Here is a 15,843-nt window from a genome sequence, read left to right on the forward strand (position 1 = left end):
TGTTCAAAAGAAATTATTAAGGTGCTGATGCGATAAAACAGCGCAAAGTGTATGCACTTTGCGCTGTTTTGGGCCGTCCTTATTTTACGTATTCTCCCTTTCGCCAGGGCTGGGTAGATAGCACTACTCGCCAACCGTCTCGGCTTCGCTCTAAGTAGTCAAAACATAAGCTGGCGCGCCAGCGAAGATCGCTGTCAGTTAAGCTGCTGATTGGGGCAAACAGGGCGTCTGTATTATCTGACCAAGGGCGTGGGGTGATTGCCATAGCGTGGTCGCCGATTTGCAGCCAGCGCAGTTGGCCCTGCTCATCTATTTGAAGCACTTCTTCAGCGGCATCATTGGCATGCCGCTGGCAGTGCTCAGTCCTATGTTCGACCCAGTGTTCGACATAGCGCCCGTTAGGGTGGCGCTCTTCTAAAACCTTGCCGTCGATCCAGCGCAGTAGGCCCACATCTCGTTCCAAGCTGGGGCAAAGATCCTGATAGCGATGCCAAGTGCATAGCTCACTTTCGATGTGGGTAATCCCTGCAAAAGCCGTGAGTCCCGCCAGCCACTCAAGCTGAGTTCGGCTGCAGTTGTTTAAATCGGTTATGCCGATAAAGTCAGGCGAGTCTGCAGGCAGGCGCAGGTCGGCATGCCAATGCTTGCCCTGTAGCCAATAAACCTGAATAGTGGTGTTGGACTTCTGATAAGGCTCATTAGCAGGTTCGGCGTAAAGCGTTCGCCGCCATACCCCACGATATTCGCGGGGAGTGCTGGGCAGGGAAATGCTCATTATGGGTTTTCCTTATGCTTGCCGTGCTGCCCCAGGCTGCCCACTTCGCGGGCACCATCGGGCAGCGAAATCTCGCCCCTTGCTAGCCGTTCTCGCAAGTAGTTAAAAGTTTGAATCGTTTGCGCGTAAAGGTGATCCCCCGCTTTAAGAGGTGGGTAATACGCTTGGCCGTGGCGGGTCACCAGTTCCGGCAGTGGCGCGACTTCGGTATGATAATCGCAGGCGAAAAATAGTGGAAAAGAGTAGCGCTCTTCCTTCACTTTGCGCACCCGGTGGGAGGTCGCCACAAACTCGCCGTTGCTCCAAATTTCCAATATATCGCCAATATTGACGACTAATGCATCCTCTTGATACGGCACATCAATCCATTCGCCCGCACCGTTCATCACTTCAAGTCCTGGTGCTGTGGGGAGTAGCAGGGTAAAGCACTCGTAGTCGGTATGCGCGCCGATGCCTTGGGCATCTTTCGCCTCAGGGTTATACGGGTAGTGAATCAATCGCAGCTGGCTGGGGGGCTTGTTGACGTGGCGTAGTAGCTGCTGCTCTTCAAGACCTAACGCTAGTGCAAAGCCGCCCATGAGTGCGCGGCCCACTTGGTAAGCGGCATCATAGTAAGCGGCAACCGGCTCGCGAAAACCGTCAAGATCGGGCCAGGGGTTGGGCCCGAGGAGTGGCGTACCCGCTAATACTTCTGGGTCGTCACTCGGCAGTTCAAAGGCAAGATCAAACGCCTCTTTCATATCCGGCTTTGTGGGGTCTGGCGACTCTTCACCAGGAGGAACATAGCCGCGGTGATGATGGTATAGGCCGATGTAGCGTTCCATTTTGGTGGCTTCCGGCTGAGCAAAGAAGCGCTTGGCTTGGGTAATTAACCCCTCGCGAAGCGGGTGATCAATTCCGTGGCCGACCATTTGAAAGAAACCCACTTCCCGCGCGGCACGACCCAGGGTATCAGCAACCGCTTGTCGCGCAGCTGCATCACCATGGAGTAAACCGCTAATGTCGATAACGGGTATTTCCTGAAAGTCAGCTAAGCGCTGATCGGCGTTGCTCTGGCTCATGCGTTTACCTCCTTTTCACTGGTGAGCACCACAAGCGGTTGCCCTGGCGCGATGGAAGCGCCCTCAGAAAGGGGTAGACGAACAATGCGGCCCGCACAGTGCGCGGTGATCTCAACTTCCATTTTCATCGACTCCACCAGGGCTACTGGCTGGCCAGCCGTTACCTGATCACCTTCTTCCACCAGTAACTTCCACAGGCTACCAGTGACGGGGCTTTCGATGCCTAGCTCGCCTTCATTGAGTGCCGTGACTTCAATGCTTTCCGGCGCTTGATCCTCAAAGGTGAACTGACCGTTGGCCCGCCAAGCGGCCATTTCCGCTTGAAAAGCGGCTTCGCGCTTGGTGCGGAAAGCGTTAATGGCGTTGGCGTTCTTATCAATGTCGGCTTGATAGTCCGCCAAGCGAAAGCGAGTGGTTTCGATGGATAAGTCATATCGACCGTGGGGGAAGTCGCGGCGTATTTGCTCAAGTTCTTCATGACTGACGTTATGAAAGCGCAGCTGATCAAAAAAGCGCAGCAGCCAGGGGTTCTCAAAGTGCGCCGTGGTGCGGTAGCGGTTCCACATTTGTAGGGTGCGGCCGACAAACTGGTAGCCGCCGGGGCCTTCCATGCCGTAAACGCACAGGTAAGCGCCACCAATGCCCACGGAGTTTTCCGCTGTCCAGGTGCGCGCGGGGTTGTATTTTGTGGTGACTAAACGCTGGCGCGGGTCCAACGGCGTGGCGACTGGGGCGCCTAGATAAACGTCGCCTAGCCCCATGACCAGATAGCGGGCATCGAAGACGATATCGCGCACTTGCCGCTCGGTTTCCAGAGCGTTAATGCGGCGAATAAAGTCGAGGTTGCTAGGGCACCAGGGCGCATCGGGGCGTACGCTGCGCTGGTATTTGTCAATCGCTTCTTGGCAGGCGGGGTCGTCCCAGGAGAGCGGTAGATGTACCACGCGAGACTCGACTTCCAGCGATTCCACGTCAATCAGCGCATGTTCAGCTGTTTGCAGATGCTTTAAAAGTGCATCGAGGCTCAGTTCGCGCGGCTCGTAGTGAACTTGAATAGAGCGAATACCTGGGGTTAATTCCCGCAATCCTGATAGAGAATGTTCTTGTAGCCATAGCATCCAGGCGTGTACGCGAAAGCGTAACGCGATATCCAGTTCCATCGCGCCGAACTCAATCAGCAAGAAATCATCTCCGGCGCGTCGGTAAACAATGCGCTCACCGGCTTGCTTGGCGGATACGTCGCGGACAATAGGCGTGTCGCGCGCTGGCTTAATTTCTTCGGTGTGCACCGCTGTGAGAGACGCCAACTGGGTGAGCTGCTGCTCTTCCAGCGTGCGAGCGGTGGCAAGGCTGACCGGTACAAAACGTAGTTTGTCGCCCGCGGCGAGCTGCCCCAGTTTCCAGCGCTCGGCGCGCACTACGGTGGCGGGACAGACAAAGCCGCCTAGTGAAGGCCCATCGGGGCCAAGGATGACCGGCATGTCGCCGGTAAAGTCGATAGTGCCGAAGGCGTAGGCGTTATCGTGGATATTGGAGGGGTGCAGTCCCGCCTCACCGCCGTCGGCCCGTGCCCACTCCGGTCGTGGGCCAATCAGCCTGACGCCGGTGCGGCTGGAGTTGTAGTGGACTTCCCACTCGTGGTCAAAAAAGCGCTCGATATCGTCATCGGTAAAAAAGTCTGGTGCGCCGTGGGGGCCGTAAAGCACGGCCACCTGCCAGGTTTTGCCGCCGTCTTGATGGCCGAAAGTGGGTCTTAATGCATCGCCCAATTGAGCGGGTGAAGTCGCGGCAAGCGCCGGCAAATCGAGCATATCGCCGCTGCGCAGCGCACGGCCGCTGTGACCGCCAAACTGGCCCAGGGTGAAGGTGCTGCGCGAGCCTAAATAACGCGGGCACTCGATACCCCCACGCACCAATAGATAGGCGCGAGCACCCGCAGTAACCTTGCCTAGGGTCACGGTTGCGCCCGCCGCTATATCCAGCACGCGCCAGAAGGCTACCGCTTTTCCATCCAGCGTTGCAGGGAGCTCGGCTCCCGCCAGTACAATTTGCGTGGCGCGGTGAAAGTGTAGCGTCGGACCTGTCAGGGTGATTTCAAGCCCAGCGGCATCGTCGGGGTTATCGAGCAGGCGGTTACCCAGGCGAAACGACCAGTCATCAAATGGCCCGGAAGGCGGCACGCCCACATCCCAGTGGCCCTGACGGCCGGGGAAGTCTTGTATCGTCGTCATCGTGCCGGGGGCGATCACCTCAATGGCAGGCGGTGCCCATGCCAACGTAGTAAGCCAGTGAGTGTCTAGGTCTGCGTCGCGAAAACGTTCCGCACGCAGCACATGGGCAAGCCAAGCGCGATTGGTGGTAATGCCGTAAACGCTGGCGTTATCCAGCGTGTCCGCTAACTGTCCAATCGCAGCGTCGCGGCTTGCAGCGTGAACAATCACTTTGGCCAGCATGGGGTCGAACAGTGCTGATATTTCCAACCCGGCTTCAATGGCATGATCGATGCGCAGGCCGTCAGCCTTCGGAAAATTGACTTCTGTGAGCAAGCCCGCACTGGGTCGAAAGTCGTGAGCGGGGTCTTCGGCATAAAGGCGCGCCTGCACCGCGTGGCCGCTGGGGATAAGATCTTTTGTTAGTGATTCAAGGGCGGGCAGTTCGCCTGCGCCAAGGCGCACCATCCACTCGACGATATCAATGCCATACACCATCTCGGTGACGCCGTGCTCAACTTGCAACCGAGTATTCACTTCAAGAAAATAGAACGCTTGACGCTGGGTATCGTAAATAAACTCAACGGTCCCGGCGCTGCGGTAGTTAACTGCTTTGCCCAACTGAACGGCGGTTTCGTGCAGGGCCTGGCGAACGTGATCCGGCAGATTAGGTGCCGGGCACTCTTCGAGCACTTTTTGGTGGCGGCGCTGTGTTGAGCAGTCGCGCTCGCCGAGCGCCACCACATTGCCCTGACCGTCGCCAAAAAGCTGCACTTCCAAGTGGCGGGCGCGGGCGATATAAGCTTCCAGAAACACGCCGCCATCGCCGAAGTTGCGCTCACCCAGCCCTTTTACCGAGTCAAAGGCACGCTCAAGCTCAGCAGGCGTTTGGCATACCTGCATGCCGATACCGCCACCGCCTGCGGTGGACTTAAGCATGACCGGGTAGCCAATCTGCTCGGCGCTGATGCTGGCTTCATCAACGCTGGCAAGAAGCTCGGAACCAGGCACTAGGGGTACACCGGCTTGCTTGGCGAGGGCACGCGCTTTGTGCTTCAGGCCAAACTGTTGAATCTGTTCGACGGTGGGGCCTAAAAAGGTCAGCCCCGCAGCGTCGCAGGCAGCGATAAAACGGGTATTTTCAGACAAGAAGCCGTAGCCGGGGTGGATCCCCTGGGCGCCGCTCTGTTTGGCAATGGTGATGAGCTTGTCGATATTGAGATAGGTATCGCTGGCACCGCCTTCACCTAGCGGATAGGCCTCATCGGCTTGGTGAACATAAGGCGCATCGCGATCCGCATCGGCGTAAACCACCACGCTGCCCACGCCGAGGGCTTTAAGCGTGCGTAAAATACGTGCGGCAATGGCACCGCGATTGGCAATCAGAACTTTGCGAAACGTTTTATTGATGGACATGGCACTGCCTGCAAACTAAGGCGGGTCGTCCCGCAGAAGAATCAACCTCTTGGGGTCGTCCCCAGGGGTTTAGTGCTGTGGCCAAGTCAGAAGAGATGCGAAAACGCTGTGAACCCATCCATGGGCGCTCGGCTTTTTCATCCCTGAAAAAGACGTTTCGCTTACTCTCCTGACTTGAACAGCGCCTATTCTCATATCAGCTCCAAACCAGCAGCTCGATGGGCGTGGGGTTGTAGCCGTTGCAGGGGTTGTTGAGCTGGGGGCAGTTGGAGACCAGCACGATCACATCCATCTCGGCGACCATCTCCACATATTTGCCCGGCGCGGAAATACCGTCCTCAAACGTCAGCCCGCCGTCGGCGGTGACTGGCACGTTCATAAAAAAATTGATGTTGTGGGTGATATCGCGCTTGGTAAGGCCAAATTCTGGAAAGTTGGCGATGGCCTGCATCCAGTTATCTCTGCAGGAGTGCATATGGCGTTTTTCCAAGTCGTAGCGCACGGTGTTGCTTTCGCTGGCGCAGGCGCCGCCCAGCGTGTCGTGGCGGCCGCAGGTGTCGGCGGTAATGGTCAGCATGGCGCGGCCCTCGCTAGACATCAGCGTGGTGCCAGCGGTGAGATAAACCGCGCCTTGCTCGCGTACCGTATCCATGGCGCTGTAGCGCTCGGCGGTATCGTCGGCGCTGAAGAACAGCGTATCGGCGGCCTGATTTCCTTCTAAATCGAGAATGCGCAGGGTTTGGCCGCGTTTGACGGTGCCAATGTAATGATCGCCCGCATTGACCGTGGTGCGGCTCAAGGCATTTTCGGGGCGTAGGCTACTTTCAATAATCATGGTGTTCGTTCCCCCTTATAGGCCGAGGTGGTAAAGGCGATTGTTGGCGAAGCCACGAGCGTTTTCTGGCCGCGAAAGGTAGCAGGGGTCGTCTTCTGTCATTGGTTCGGCGGTGCCGAGGGCAATGTCCACGCCGCGACGGGGGTACTCTACGCTGGGGTCCAGCGGGTGAGGGCAGGTGTGAAGTAAGACGAGTGTGTCCATCTCAAAGCGCAGCGTGACACGCTGGCCGGGCTGGCAGTGGTCGTTCACATAACTCAGCTTACCCTCATCGTCGCTCTCTACCCGGGTGAAAAGATTTAGGTTGGCGGCCATATCGCGACGACCGAGGCCATACTTGGCCAGCTCCACCAAAAAGGCGTCGAAGCCGGTGCGTGTCCAGTCGTTGTGAGCCTGCTGGTAGCCGACCGGTTGCCAGCCTTTTTTAACTAGGTGGTGGGGCATCAAGTTGCCGCCAACGCTGTCATGCCAGCCAAGGTCGTCATGAGTGATAGAGGCAAAAATACGCCCCATATCCGAGTAAAGGCAGTGGCCTTGGGTAAGCTTAAAGGTGTGCTGGCACTTTAAGGTATCCGGCAGGTTTAAGCGTTCCAACAGGTTTTCCGGGTTGTAGCAAAGAAGCCCCACATTGCTGTCGGCTTCTTTGGCGGTCAGGGTGAGCGTGGTGCCTCGGCGCAGGCGCAGCGACCAGTGGTGGCCGCCGGGTAAATGGGTGATGTAAGCGGGTTCGCTATTCATAGCAGCGTCTCCTGGGTATGAGTTTTCAAGCCGCCTTGGCTAAGCGCTTCTTTGAGGGCTGTGGAGGGGCGGTCTCGGGAGATAGGTAGGTCGTAGGTGATCGTGGCCCCAAACGCTTCTGGGGCCTGTGGATCGTGGCGGGTTTTATCGAATACCCATAGTCGCGTGCCCAGCTCAAAGGCTTCTTTAAGATCGTGGGTGATCATAAAGATCGTCAGCTGCTGCTCTTGCCAAAGACGATTAATCAGCACATGCATGTCCTGGCGAATGCCTGGGTCTAGCGCGCCGAAAGGCTCATCGAGGAGTAAAATACGCGGCCGCATCATCAGCGCCTGGGCGATGGCTAAGCGTTGTTGCATGCCACCGGAGAGCTCGTGAGGGTACTTGTTAAGCGCATGGCTCAGGCCCACTTCGCCAATGCGGGCGCGGGCCTTTTCTATCGCACGGCGTTTGGCGGCACCGAAGCTCTTGCCCAGTAGCTTGGAGCTGTGTAGCTCATCGGCAATCATCACGTTGCCAAGCACGGTTAAGTGGGGGAATACGGAATACTTCTGGAACACCACGCCGCGGTCAGGCCCCGGTTCATTGGGAATGGGCTGATCATCCAGGGTTAAGCTACCCCGTGAGATGACTTCGGTGCCTAACAGCATTTTCAGAAAAGTGGTTTTACCGCAGCCTGAGGCGCCCACTAAGGTGACAAACTCCCCAGGTTCAACGCTAAAGTTAAGATTTTCGAGCACCACATGATGGCCGTAGTGCTTCTCTAACCGTTTGGCCGCCAGCAGGCTCATGGGTTATCTCCTTCGCCTGAGTGGTACCAAGGGAATGCCAGCCGCGACACCCAGGCCAACAGCTGGTCAAGCAGGAACGCCAGCAGGGTAATCCAGGCCACATAGGGCAGAATGACGTCCATGGATAGATAACGGCGCACCAGAAAAATGCGGTAGCCAAGCCCTTCCTGAGCGGCAATGGCTTCGGCGGCAATCAAAAACAACCACGCGGTGCCCAGCGCCAAGCGGGTGGCATTTAATAGTCGTGGCGTTAACTGTGGCAGTAGCACTCTTAACAAAACCTGCCAGGAGCTGGCGCCTAAGGTTTGTGCTTTGATCAGTTGCTCATCGGGGAGTCGCAGAGCATGGCCTTGGAGGTCACGAATAAGAAACGGGGTTACGCCAATTACAATCAGTGCAATTTTGGCGGCTTCACCCGTGCCAAAAGCGATAAACAGAATCGGCAGTATCGCCATCGGTGGAATAAGCGAGGCCACCGTTACCAGTGGCGAGAGCTTGGCGCGAATAATCGGGATGCCGCCACTTACAATCCCTACCACTAGACCTATCAGAGCACTAATACCTACCCCAATTACGATGCGCTCCAGACTTGCAAAGGTGTCTGTCCATAGCACAACCTCGCCCGTGCGAACGTTCTCGGCGGTAGCCAAGTGGTAAAACGAGCTAGCCATGGTCGAGGGTGTAGGCAGGAGGCGATCGTTAGGGTTTTCCGCCAATCGTGCGTTAGAGAGGCTCATATAGAGCATCGCCAGTAGCAAAAAAGGCAGCAGACCCAAGAGCCAGCGGCCGCCCTGAGAGGGCGCTAAGTTAATTAATCGCTTCATGGCGGTTGTCCACAGAAGGTGAGAGCAGAGGGAGTGGCAGGCGCCACTCCCATCGCGCTAATGTCGGAGGAACTCGTTACTGAGCGTCGAGGTAAGCTTGAGTAAAGCTTGGATCGAAGCGCAGCTGTACATTGCTCTCATCGCCAAACACGCCATTGGGCGTTTCAATACCTACCACACCAGCATTGGGCGCCATATCGCCAAGCAGGCCATGGGTAAAGCTGAACTCGGCGACTCGTTCCATTGTTTCGAGCAGCTCGGGGCTTTCCATTAACTCAATGGCTTCTGCCGGGTCGGTGTAGAGGTAGGTGGCCTCTAACTGAGCGCGATAGCCTTCCAGGTCGGTACCTGCTGCATCGGCCATAATGGTCAGCGCATTCTCATCGTCTGCTTCGACCAGCCCCATGATTTCGTACCAAGCGCCTACCAGGGCATGGCCAAGCTCTGGGTTTTCCGCCAGGGTTTGGGTGTTAACGACCATCATGTCGAGAATTTCACCAGGGATTTCTGCTGAGGTGTAGACCACGTTGCTATCAGGCATTTCCGCGATGGCGCTTAATTGCGGATTCCAGGCAGCCACGGCTTCGGTCGTATCGCTCGAGAACAGGCCAACAATATCCGCATCGGAAGTGTTGACGGTTTCGATGTCGCGTTCGGTTAAGCCGACGCTCTCCAGGGCGCGAGCCAAGAAGTAGTGGGAAACGCTAAATTGAACAAGATTGACCTGACGGCCGGCAATATCGGCAAGATCGTCGCTGCCTTTGAGCACGATGCCGTCGTTACCGTTGGAGTAGTCGTTAATAATCAGCGCGGTAGAATCCACGCCACTAGCGGAAGGGATCGTCAATGCGTCCATATTGGTCATGGCGCAGCCGTCAACGTTGCCCGAGGTGAACTGATTAATCGACTCGATATAGTCATTTACCTGCACTACATCGATGCTGATACCGTACTCGTCGGCCCATTTATCGACTACGCCTTCAACATCGGCGTAGGCCCAGGGCATCCAGCCAGCATAAATCGACCAGCAAACGCTGAACTCATCGCGTTCTTGTGCCTGAGCAGGCGTGATGGCAAGAGTGGATGCCAGTAGCGCGGCAGATAGCGGAGCGAGTGAAATGCTTTTCAGGGCGATACGGTTGGCACGGGTCATGGCAGCCTCCAGCGGCTAAGAGAAAACTCGGGGGCATCGGCGCATTTCTGCACCTTATCCTCCCGGGCTTTTATCCCGCCGTGTAACCTACCGCCTTGCGTTAGGTCGATTGCTCTCGGACCAGCCACACCCATCAGGGGTTATACGTTGATGGTGTCGGAACCCTAGCGATCTATTGGAAACTAAATTGTCTGGCAGCGTAAGCGGCCGATACCCCGTGTGTAACCCTTATCCATAGAGCAAAATATTGGCCCGATTTAAAAAATGCGTTTGTTTTTAGCTGCTTGCTGAGTTTGAACCCTGACGGGCGGCATGACGGTTAACCATTGATTGCATTGTGATAGTGCGGATGACGATCACTATGCACTGTTGTGGGACTTTTTATGACTATCAGCGCCAGCATTTAGATGGCTTAGCATGGCTTTCAAATAGCTGCTGTTCTATAGCGGCGTTTTACTCTCTTTACCGGGAATTTCCCTCACCAAGCGTGGCATTAAGAACCCAGGCAGATGGGCGCGAAGCTGAGCCACCAGTTCCCGCGCTTCATTATCCGTTACATCAAAATGCGCTGCACCCTGCACCGGGTCGAGAACATGCAAATAGTAGGGCAGTATGCCAGCTTCAAATAGTCGCTCGGAAAGTTCAGCCAGTGCAGTGACGCTATCGTTCACATCGTGCAGCAGTACGCTCTGGTTGAGAAGCGTTGCGCCTGCGTGTTTCAAGCGTGTGCAGGCGTCCACCACCGTTTGATCAATCTCGTTAGCGTGGTTGATATGCAGGACCACTACTTTCTGTAAGCGGGTCTTTTCCAGCCAGCCAAGTAAATCCTCATTAATCCGGTCAGGGATGACCACCGGCAGGCGGGTATGAATGCGTAGCCGCTTAATGTGTGGGATGTTTTCTAACTGTTCCACCAACCATGCCAACTGGCGATCGCTGGCGGCCAGCGGGTCACCACCGGACAGAATGGCCTCATGAATAGTGGGGTCGGCGCGTAGATAATCCAGCGCTTCCTGCCACTGTGCTCTGGAAGGTGAGTTGTCGCTATAGGGAAAGTGGCGGCGAAAACAATAGCGGCAGTTGATTGCACAAGTGGGGCTGGCGATCAGCAGCACCCGGCCTGGGTACTTATGGATCAACCCTTTGGCTGGACGATGCTCGTCTTCGTTAAGCGGATCCAAAACGTAGCCTGCGGGCGATAGTGTTTCGTCACTTACCGGCAGAACTTGCCGTAGCAGTGGATCGTTTATATCGCCATGGGCTATTCTGCTGAGGTATGCCTCAGGTACCCGCACTTCAAATAGAGCATGGCCTGATTGAGCACCAGCAAACCACTCTATGCCTAGATTTAGCCGGTCACAGAGCACCTGCGGATCGCGAATTGCTTGAGAGAGCTGCTGTTGCCATGTAAGGCGTGTTTCAAACGCGGCAATAATGATGTTCTCCTGCAAAAAAGCCCTCCTTCGGGTTATCATGCGCGCACTCATTGAAGAACGATATCTATAGGCTAAGCGTAGCTTCGAGCTTTACGCGACTGAAATGAAATATTGAGAGGCATTATGGCGAACTATTCTACCAATGAATTCAAAGGCGGTTTAAAAGTAATGCTCGACGGCGATCCCTGTTCGATCGTTGAGAACGAGCTGGTCAAGCCTGGTAAGGGGCAAGCGTTTAACCGCGTTAAGCTGCGTAACCTGATGACTGGCCGTGTGGGTGAGAAGACTTTCAAATCTGGTGATTCGCTGGAAGGCGCTGATGTCATGGATTTAGAGATGGAATATCTCTACACCGATGGCGACATGTGGCATTTCATGAAGACCGATGGCTCCTTCGAGCAGTACGCTGTGGAGAAGAAAGCCTTGGGTGATACTGAGAAATGGCTTAAGGAGCAGGTGCCTTATATCATTACGCTTTGGAACGACAAAGCGATCTCCGTCACGCCGCCGAACTTCATTGAGCTGGAAGTCGTTGAAACGGATCCCGGTTTGAAAGGCGATACCGCCCAGGGTGGCTCAAAGCCAGCTACATTATCATCAGGTGCTGTTGTTCGCGTGCCGTTGTTTATCAACCAGGGCGAAGTGCTAAAAGTGGACACGCGCAGTGGAGATTACGTCTCTCGCGCTTAATCACCTTTTCGCTATAGTAGTGATGATGGCCACGCATTTTGCGTGGCCATTTTTTGCTCAGCGCTAATTTGTATAAAATAGTTTCTATGAGGATTAGTGATGGCCATTGACTGGCAACCCTCTGCGTCTATTGAAACGCTGCGCGAGCGAGCGCGGTTAATTGGCAAAGTGAGGGCTTTTTTTGCCCAGCGTGACGTGCTTGAAGTCGAGACGCCCGTATTGGGACAGGGGGGAAGTACGGATGTCCACTTGGTGTCGCTGCATACGCTGGCGCGCACCGATAAAGGCCAGCGCCGTCTTTGGTTACAAACCTCTCCTGAATTTCATATGAAGCGTCTATTGGCAGCTGGGAGTGGGCCGATCTTTCAGCTCGCCAAAAGCTTTCGCGATGGTGAAGTGGGTGGTCGTCACAACATTGAGTTCACTATGCTTGAGTGGTATCGGCCACAGTTCACGCTTGAAAAGCTGATTGATGAGACGGCTATTCTGATAATGTCGCTGCTGCCTAGTTTTCCTGGCCCAGTGGTGCGGTACCGCTATCGGGAGCTATTTCATACCCATTTAGAGATCGATCCTTTCACCACGTCATTGGAAAAGCTGCGTTCGTTATCCGCTAAACGGGCGCAAATGCCTGTCCAATCTTTAGCCGAGGAGGGCCGCGAGACCTGCCTTGATCTGTTAATGAGCGTAGTGATCGAGCCCCAGCTAGGCCAGCATGAGCTAAGCGTGGTGGTTGATTACCCCGCTAGCCAAGCGGCTCTTGCACGACGTCATCAAGATATAGACGGTGAGTGGGTAGCTTCCCGCTTTGAGGTCTATCTAAACGGTATTGAGTTGGCAAACGGCTACGATGAGCTAATTGATGCCGCTGAGCAACGTACCCGTTTTGTTGAAGACAACGCTGAGCGCCTTCGTTTGGGCTTACCTGAGGTGGATGTGGATGAGCGCCTGTTGGCCGCACTTGAGCATGGAATGCCCGAAGGCGCCGGTGTGGCGCTAGGGATTGATCGCCTTATACAACTGGCGTTGGGCAAAGCACGCCTGGAAGACGTGCTGGCGTTCTCGACCCCCAACTGCTAGAGGCGGCATAAGTCTTATGCCTTGATGCGTTTGAGTAGAAATACCAGTGGCACTGTGGCGATATAAATCAGCCCCATCCAAGTAAAGATGTCGTTGAAAGCCAGTACTTGGGCTTGCTGTGAGACCCGTTGGGTGAGTAATCCAACGGCCGCGTGGTAGGCATCAGGCACCGTTCCACTGAGCATTGCCTCATACTTGGCGATTTCCGCCACCACCACATCCCGACCGGTATCGATAGCCGGAATTAGCTGGTTCCAATGAAAGTCCTCGCGGCTATCCCTTGCCGTGTCGAGCAGCGCCAACCCCATAGCTCCCCCCAGGTTACGCATCACGTTGAAGAGTCCGCTGGCGTTGCCCACCTCGTTGGGCGGCAAAGTTCCCAGAGCGATACGCGAAGCTGGAATAATGCACATAATTAACCCCATGCCGCGTACGATCTGCGGCACACAGAACTGCCAGAAGCCCGACTCCACGGTGAGGTTGCTGTTCATCATCGTGCCCACCCCGACCAGAAGCAGGCCACAGAAGAGCATGATACGCAGGTCAAGGTGGTTGGTCAGTTGACCGACAACAGGCGCACATAGAAACATCGTTAACCCGGTGACAAACATCACTTGGCCGATCTGCAGGCTGGAGTAGCCACGCACATAGCCAAAGAAGAGCGGCATGATGTAGACCAGTCCGTAGAGCGCAATGCCGATAATAAAGCCCATTCCAGCGCCGATGGCAAAGTTGCGGTTGGCAAAAGCACGTAGATCGACGATGGGATGACTGCTGCGTAGGGTTCGGGTGAAAAACCATATGCCCGCCACTAGGCAGAGTAAGCTGAAAATAATAATGCGATTACTGGCGAACCAGTCATCGCCGGGCCCCTCTTCAAGCACGAACTCAAGTGACCCTAAGAACACCGCGATGAGTGCCAGGCCGATGATATCAAGATTACGCGCTATCGCGTGATTAGGTTTGTCGATATCCAGGAACGTCCACGCCGCCCAGCACACCAGTATGCCTGGTACCACATTGGCCAAAAATAGCCAATGCCAGCTCTGGGTTTCGGTAATGTAGCCGCCCACGGTCGGGCCAATGGATGGTGCCATGGTGACTACCATGCCGATCACCGCTTGGACACTGCCCATCACCCGGCGGGGAAAGATTGAGAAACTCACCGCCTGAGTGATCGGGATCATTGCACCACCCATGAAACCCTGGATGGCGCGCAGCACGATCAGTTGCTCAATCGAGGTGGCCATCGCACAGCCGAGGCTAGCAAGAGTGAAGCCAGCGCAGGAGAGGGTGAAGGCTACCCGGGTTGAGAGAATGCGCATCAGCATGCCCGACAGCGGGATCATAACGATTTCCGCGATCAGGTAAGAGGTCTGCACCCAGGATATCTGGTCTTCGCTAGCCGAAAGCCCCGATTGGATTTCATTGAGCGAGCTGGCGACAATCTGGATATCCAGAATGGCCATAAACATGCCAAACACAGCAGCGATGAAGCCAATTCGTTGTCGCCAAGGAGGCATGTCGCTGACGCCCATCGCTGGGTTTGCGGTTGCCTCGTTCATAGCGGGGGAGAGGCGCTGGCGGCGTTTGAATGGACAAGCCGTTCGCTATGTTCAGGTTCAAGCTCGCGGGTATCGATCGCGGGGATCGCAGAAAGCCCGGCACGCAGCAGAGCCAGCGCATCTTCAGGTCCGGTCATGCGAATTTTGACCGGTATCCGCTGGACGATCTTATTGAAGTTGCCGGTAGCGTTGTCCTGGGGTAACAGGCTGAACTCGGTGCCTGTAGCCGGTGATAGACTGTCGACGATGCCTTCAAAGGTAATGTTCGGATACGCATCCAGATGAACAGTGACGGATTGGCCGATACGGATCCGTTCGAGCTGGGTCTCCTTAAAGTTGGCCGCCACGTAGGCCGACTCGATAGGCACCAGTTGCAAAAGCGTTAGCGACGGCTGCGCGAGAGTACCGATCTCGACCCGAAGATTGCCGATCACCCCATCCCTAGGCGCGATGATGCGGGTTTTGTCGAGCTGGTGACGGGTGTAGTCGAGATCGGCGCTGGCGGCGTCCAGGTTGGCTTCGGCTCGTGTTACGTCGCTGTCGGCTACTGCCAGCTGTTGCCTGGCCGAAACGACGGCTGCCTGACGGCTGGCCAAATTGGCCTCAGCAATGCGCAGCGCGGTTTGGTCGTCCTCACGCTGTTGGCGCGAACCGTAGTTGTTTGCAGCAAGCGATGACGAACGCTCAAGGTGCTGGCGTGCCTGATCAACATCGGCTTGGGCTGCATCGACTTGTGTTGTCGCCTGATCGATGGCTGCCTGCTGAAGATCCACCTGGCGACGTGACTGGATAATTGAGGCCGCCGCTACCGCTTGCTGAGCCTCGGCTTGAGTGACCTGATCGCGGTAGCTTTCATCATCCAGGCGTACCAGCAGGTCACCTTTCTTCACCGCCTGATTGTCGTTAACGGCTACTTCCGCGACTCGCGCGGATAGCTCGGCGCGCACGGCTACGCTGTCAGTACGCACATAGGCGTTGTCGGTCTCTTCCATAAAGCGCCCGACCTGCCACCAGTTCATGCCCCACCAGACAATAGCCGCCAGGGCGAGGAGGCCTGCCAGCACAGCCAGTATTTTGCGCTTAGGCTTACCGCTGGAGTGGCGATTGGGGGGCATGACAGACGCGTCGCTATGGTCTGTATTCGGGGTTTCGCTCTGCTCGCCATTTGAGCTCATGGCCACTCCTCAACGCATGTCATCCCGTTGAATTTGTCACCGGGAACGAAGCTCTATAGTGTAATGAATGCTACACTACATATCTACCATGCAC

The 15,843-nt window shown here is 55.8% G+C and carries 13 protein-coding genes and 1 riboswitch; of the genes, 2 read left to right on the forward strand and 11 right to left on the reverse strand.

Annotated elements, in window-relative coordinates; translation table 11 throughout:
- Positions 1-79: 79 nt before the first annotated feature.
- From AC5TBW_RS06650 to epmB, 9 genes are all read right to left on the reverse strand, one after another.
- Positions 80-775 carry a hypothetical protein gene (locus AC5TBW_RS06650; protein WP_495511308.1) on the reverse strand — a complete coding sequence of 232 codons (696 nt, stop codon included), beginning with the start codon at positions 773-775 and terminating at the stop codon, positions 80-82.
- Positions 775-1,836, reverse strand: a complete 1,062-nt coding sequence (locus AC5TBW_RS06655) for an isopenicillin N synthase family dioxygenase (RefSeq protein ID WP_495511309.1) — start codon at positions 1,834-1,836, stop codon at positions 775-777. The genes AC5TBW_RS06650 and AC5TBW_RS06655 overlap by 1 nt, the downstream gene beginning before the upstream one ends.
- On the reverse strand, positions 1,833-5,462 hold the full coding sequence (uca, locus tag AC5TBW_RS06660) for an urea carboxylase (RefSeq protein WP_495511310.1): 3,630 nt from the start codon (positions 5,460-5,462) through the stop codon (positions 1,833-1,835). Before uca ends, AC5TBW_RS06655 begins: the two co-directional genes overlap by 4 nt.
- A 196-nt stretch (positions 5,463-5,658) precedes the next feature.
- Complete coding sequence (locus AC5TBW_RS06665; RefSeq protein WP_495511311.1) at positions 5,659-6,297, reverse strand: urea amidolyase associated protein UAAP2; 639 nt, start codon at positions 6,295-6,297, stop codon at positions 5,659-5,661.
- A gap of 15 nt (positions 6,298-6,312) precedes the next feature.
- Positions 6,313-7,035, reverse strand: coding sequence for an urea amidolyase associated protein UAAP1 (locus AC5TBW_RS06670; RefSeq protein ID WP_495511312.1), 723 nt, complete (start codon positions 7,033-7,035; stop codon positions 6,313-6,315).
- Positions 7,032-7,826, reverse strand: a complete 795-nt coding sequence (locus AC5TBW_RS06675) for an ABC transporter ATP-binding protein (RefSeq protein ID WP_495511313.1) — start codon at positions 7,824-7,826, stop codon at positions 7,032-7,034. The genes AC5TBW_RS06670 and AC5TBW_RS06675 overlap by 4 nt, the downstream gene beginning before the upstream one ends.
- Positions 7,823-8,650 (reverse strand): ABC transporter permease, encoded by an 828-nt coding sequence (locus AC5TBW_RS06680; protein WP_495511314.1) that lies wholly within the window; start codon positions 8,648-8,650, stop codon positions 7,823-7,825. Before AC5TBW_RS06680 ends, AC5TBW_RS06675 begins: the two co-directional genes overlap by 4 nt.
- 76 nt (positions 8,651-8,726) lie before the next feature.
- Entirely contained in the window at positions 8,727-9,803 is a 1,077-nt protein-coding gene (locus AC5TBW_RS06685; protein WP_495511315.1) for a putative urea ABC transporter substrate-binding protein, read from the reverse strand.
- A 57-nt stretch (positions 9,804-9,860) separates the two neighbouring features.
- Positions 9,861-9,982, reverse strand: a riboswitch (guanidine-I (ykkC/yxkD leader).
- A 261-nt stretch (positions 9,983-10,243) separates the two neighbouring features.
- A complete protein-coding gene (gene epmB / locus AC5TBW_RS06690) occupies positions 10,244-11,254 on the reverse strand; it encodes an EF-P beta-lysylation protein EpmB (protein ID WP_495511316.1) in 1,011 nt (336 codons plus the stop codon).
- Positions 11,255-11,362: 108 nt separating this feature from the next.
- On the opposite strand from epmB, the gene efp reads away from it, so the two are divergent.
- Positions 11,363-11,929 carry an elongation factor P gene (efp, locus tag AC5TBW_RS06695; RefSeq protein WP_495511317.1) on the forward strand — a complete coding sequence of 189 codons (567 nt, stop codon included), beginning with the start codon at positions 11,363-11,365 and terminating at the stop codon, positions 11,927-11,929.
- Positions 11,930-12,028: 99 nt separating this feature from the next.
- Positions 12,029-13,009 (forward strand): EF-P lysine aminoacylase EpmA, encoded by a 981-nt coding sequence (gene epmA / locus AC5TBW_RS06700; RefSeq protein ID WP_495511318.1) that lies wholly within the window; start codon positions 12,029-12,031, stop codon positions 13,007-13,009.
- A gap of 14 nt (positions 13,010-13,023) precedes the next feature.
- Here the strand turns inward: epmA and AC5TBW_RS06705 are convergent, their stop codons facing one another.
- Together AC5TBW_RS06705 and AC5TBW_RS06710 are read right to left on the reverse strand one after the other, a co-directional pair.
- Positions 13,024-14,574, reverse strand: coding sequence for a DHA2 family efflux MFS transporter permease subunit (locus AC5TBW_RS06705; RefSeq protein WP_495511319.1), 1,551 nt, complete (start codon positions 14,572-14,574; stop codon positions 13,024-13,026).
- Complete coding sequence (locus tag AC5TBW_RS06710) at positions 14,571-15,749, reverse strand: HlyD family secretion protein (protein ID WP_495511320.1); 1,179 nt, start codon at positions 15,747-15,749, stop codon at positions 14,571-14,573. The genes AC5TBW_RS06705 and AC5TBW_RS06710 overlap by 4 nt, the downstream gene beginning before the upstream one ends.
- Positions 15,750-15,843: the final 94 nt, after the last annotated feature.

The sequence above is a fragment of the Vreelandella sp. ssv genome, from assembly GCF_059448525.1.

Bases quoted from the DNA above. Each gene is read 5' to 3' on its own strand.
- AC5TBW_RS06650 (WP_495511308.1), bottom strand. From the start codon at position 775: ATGAGCATTTCCCTGCCCAGCACTCCCCGCGAATATCGTGGGGTATGG.
- AC5TBW_RS06655 (WP_495511309.1), bottom strand. From the start codon at position 1,836: ATGAGCCAGAGCAACGCCGATCAGCGCTTAGCTGACTTTCAGGAAATA.
- uca (WP_495511310.1), bottom strand. From the start codon at position 5,462: ATGTCCATCAATAAAACGTTTCGCAAAGTTCTGATTGCCAATCGCGGT.
- AC5TBW_RS06665 (WP_495511311.1), bottom strand. From the start codon at position 6,297: ATGATTATTGAAAGTAGCCTACGCCCCGAAAATGCCTTGAGCCGCACC.
- AC5TBW_RS06670 (WP_495511312.1), bottom strand. From the start codon at position 7,035: ATGAATAGCGAACCCGCTTACATCACCCATTTACCCGGCGGCCACCAC.
- AC5TBW_RS06675 (WP_495511313.1), bottom strand. From the start codon at position 7,826: ATGAGCCTGCTGGCGGCCAAACGGTTAGAGAAGCACTACGGCCATCAT.
- AC5TBW_RS06680 (WP_495511314.1), bottom strand. From the start codon at position 8,650: ATGAAGCGATTAATTAACTTAGCGCCCTCTCAGGGCGGCCGCTGGCTC.
- AC5TBW_RS06685 (WP_495511315.1), bottom strand. From the start codon at position 9,803: ATGACCCGTGCCAACCGTATCGCCCTGAAAAGCATTTCACTCGCTCCG.
- efp (WP_495511317.1), top strand. From the start codon at position 11,363: ATGGCGAACTATTCTACCAATGAATTCAAAGGCGGTTTAAAAGTAATG.
- epmA (WP_495511318.1), top strand. From the start codon at position 12,029: ATGGCCATTGACTGGCAACCCTCTGCGTCTATTGAAACGCTGCGCGAG.
- AC5TBW_RS06705 (WP_495511319.1), bottom strand. From the start codon at position 14,574: ATGAACGAGGCAACCGCAAACCCAGCGATGGGCGTCAGCGACATGCCT.
- AC5TBW_RS06710 (WP_495511320.1), bottom strand. From the start codon at position 15,749: ATGAGCTCAAATGGCGAGCAGAGCGAAACCCCGAATACAGACCATAGC.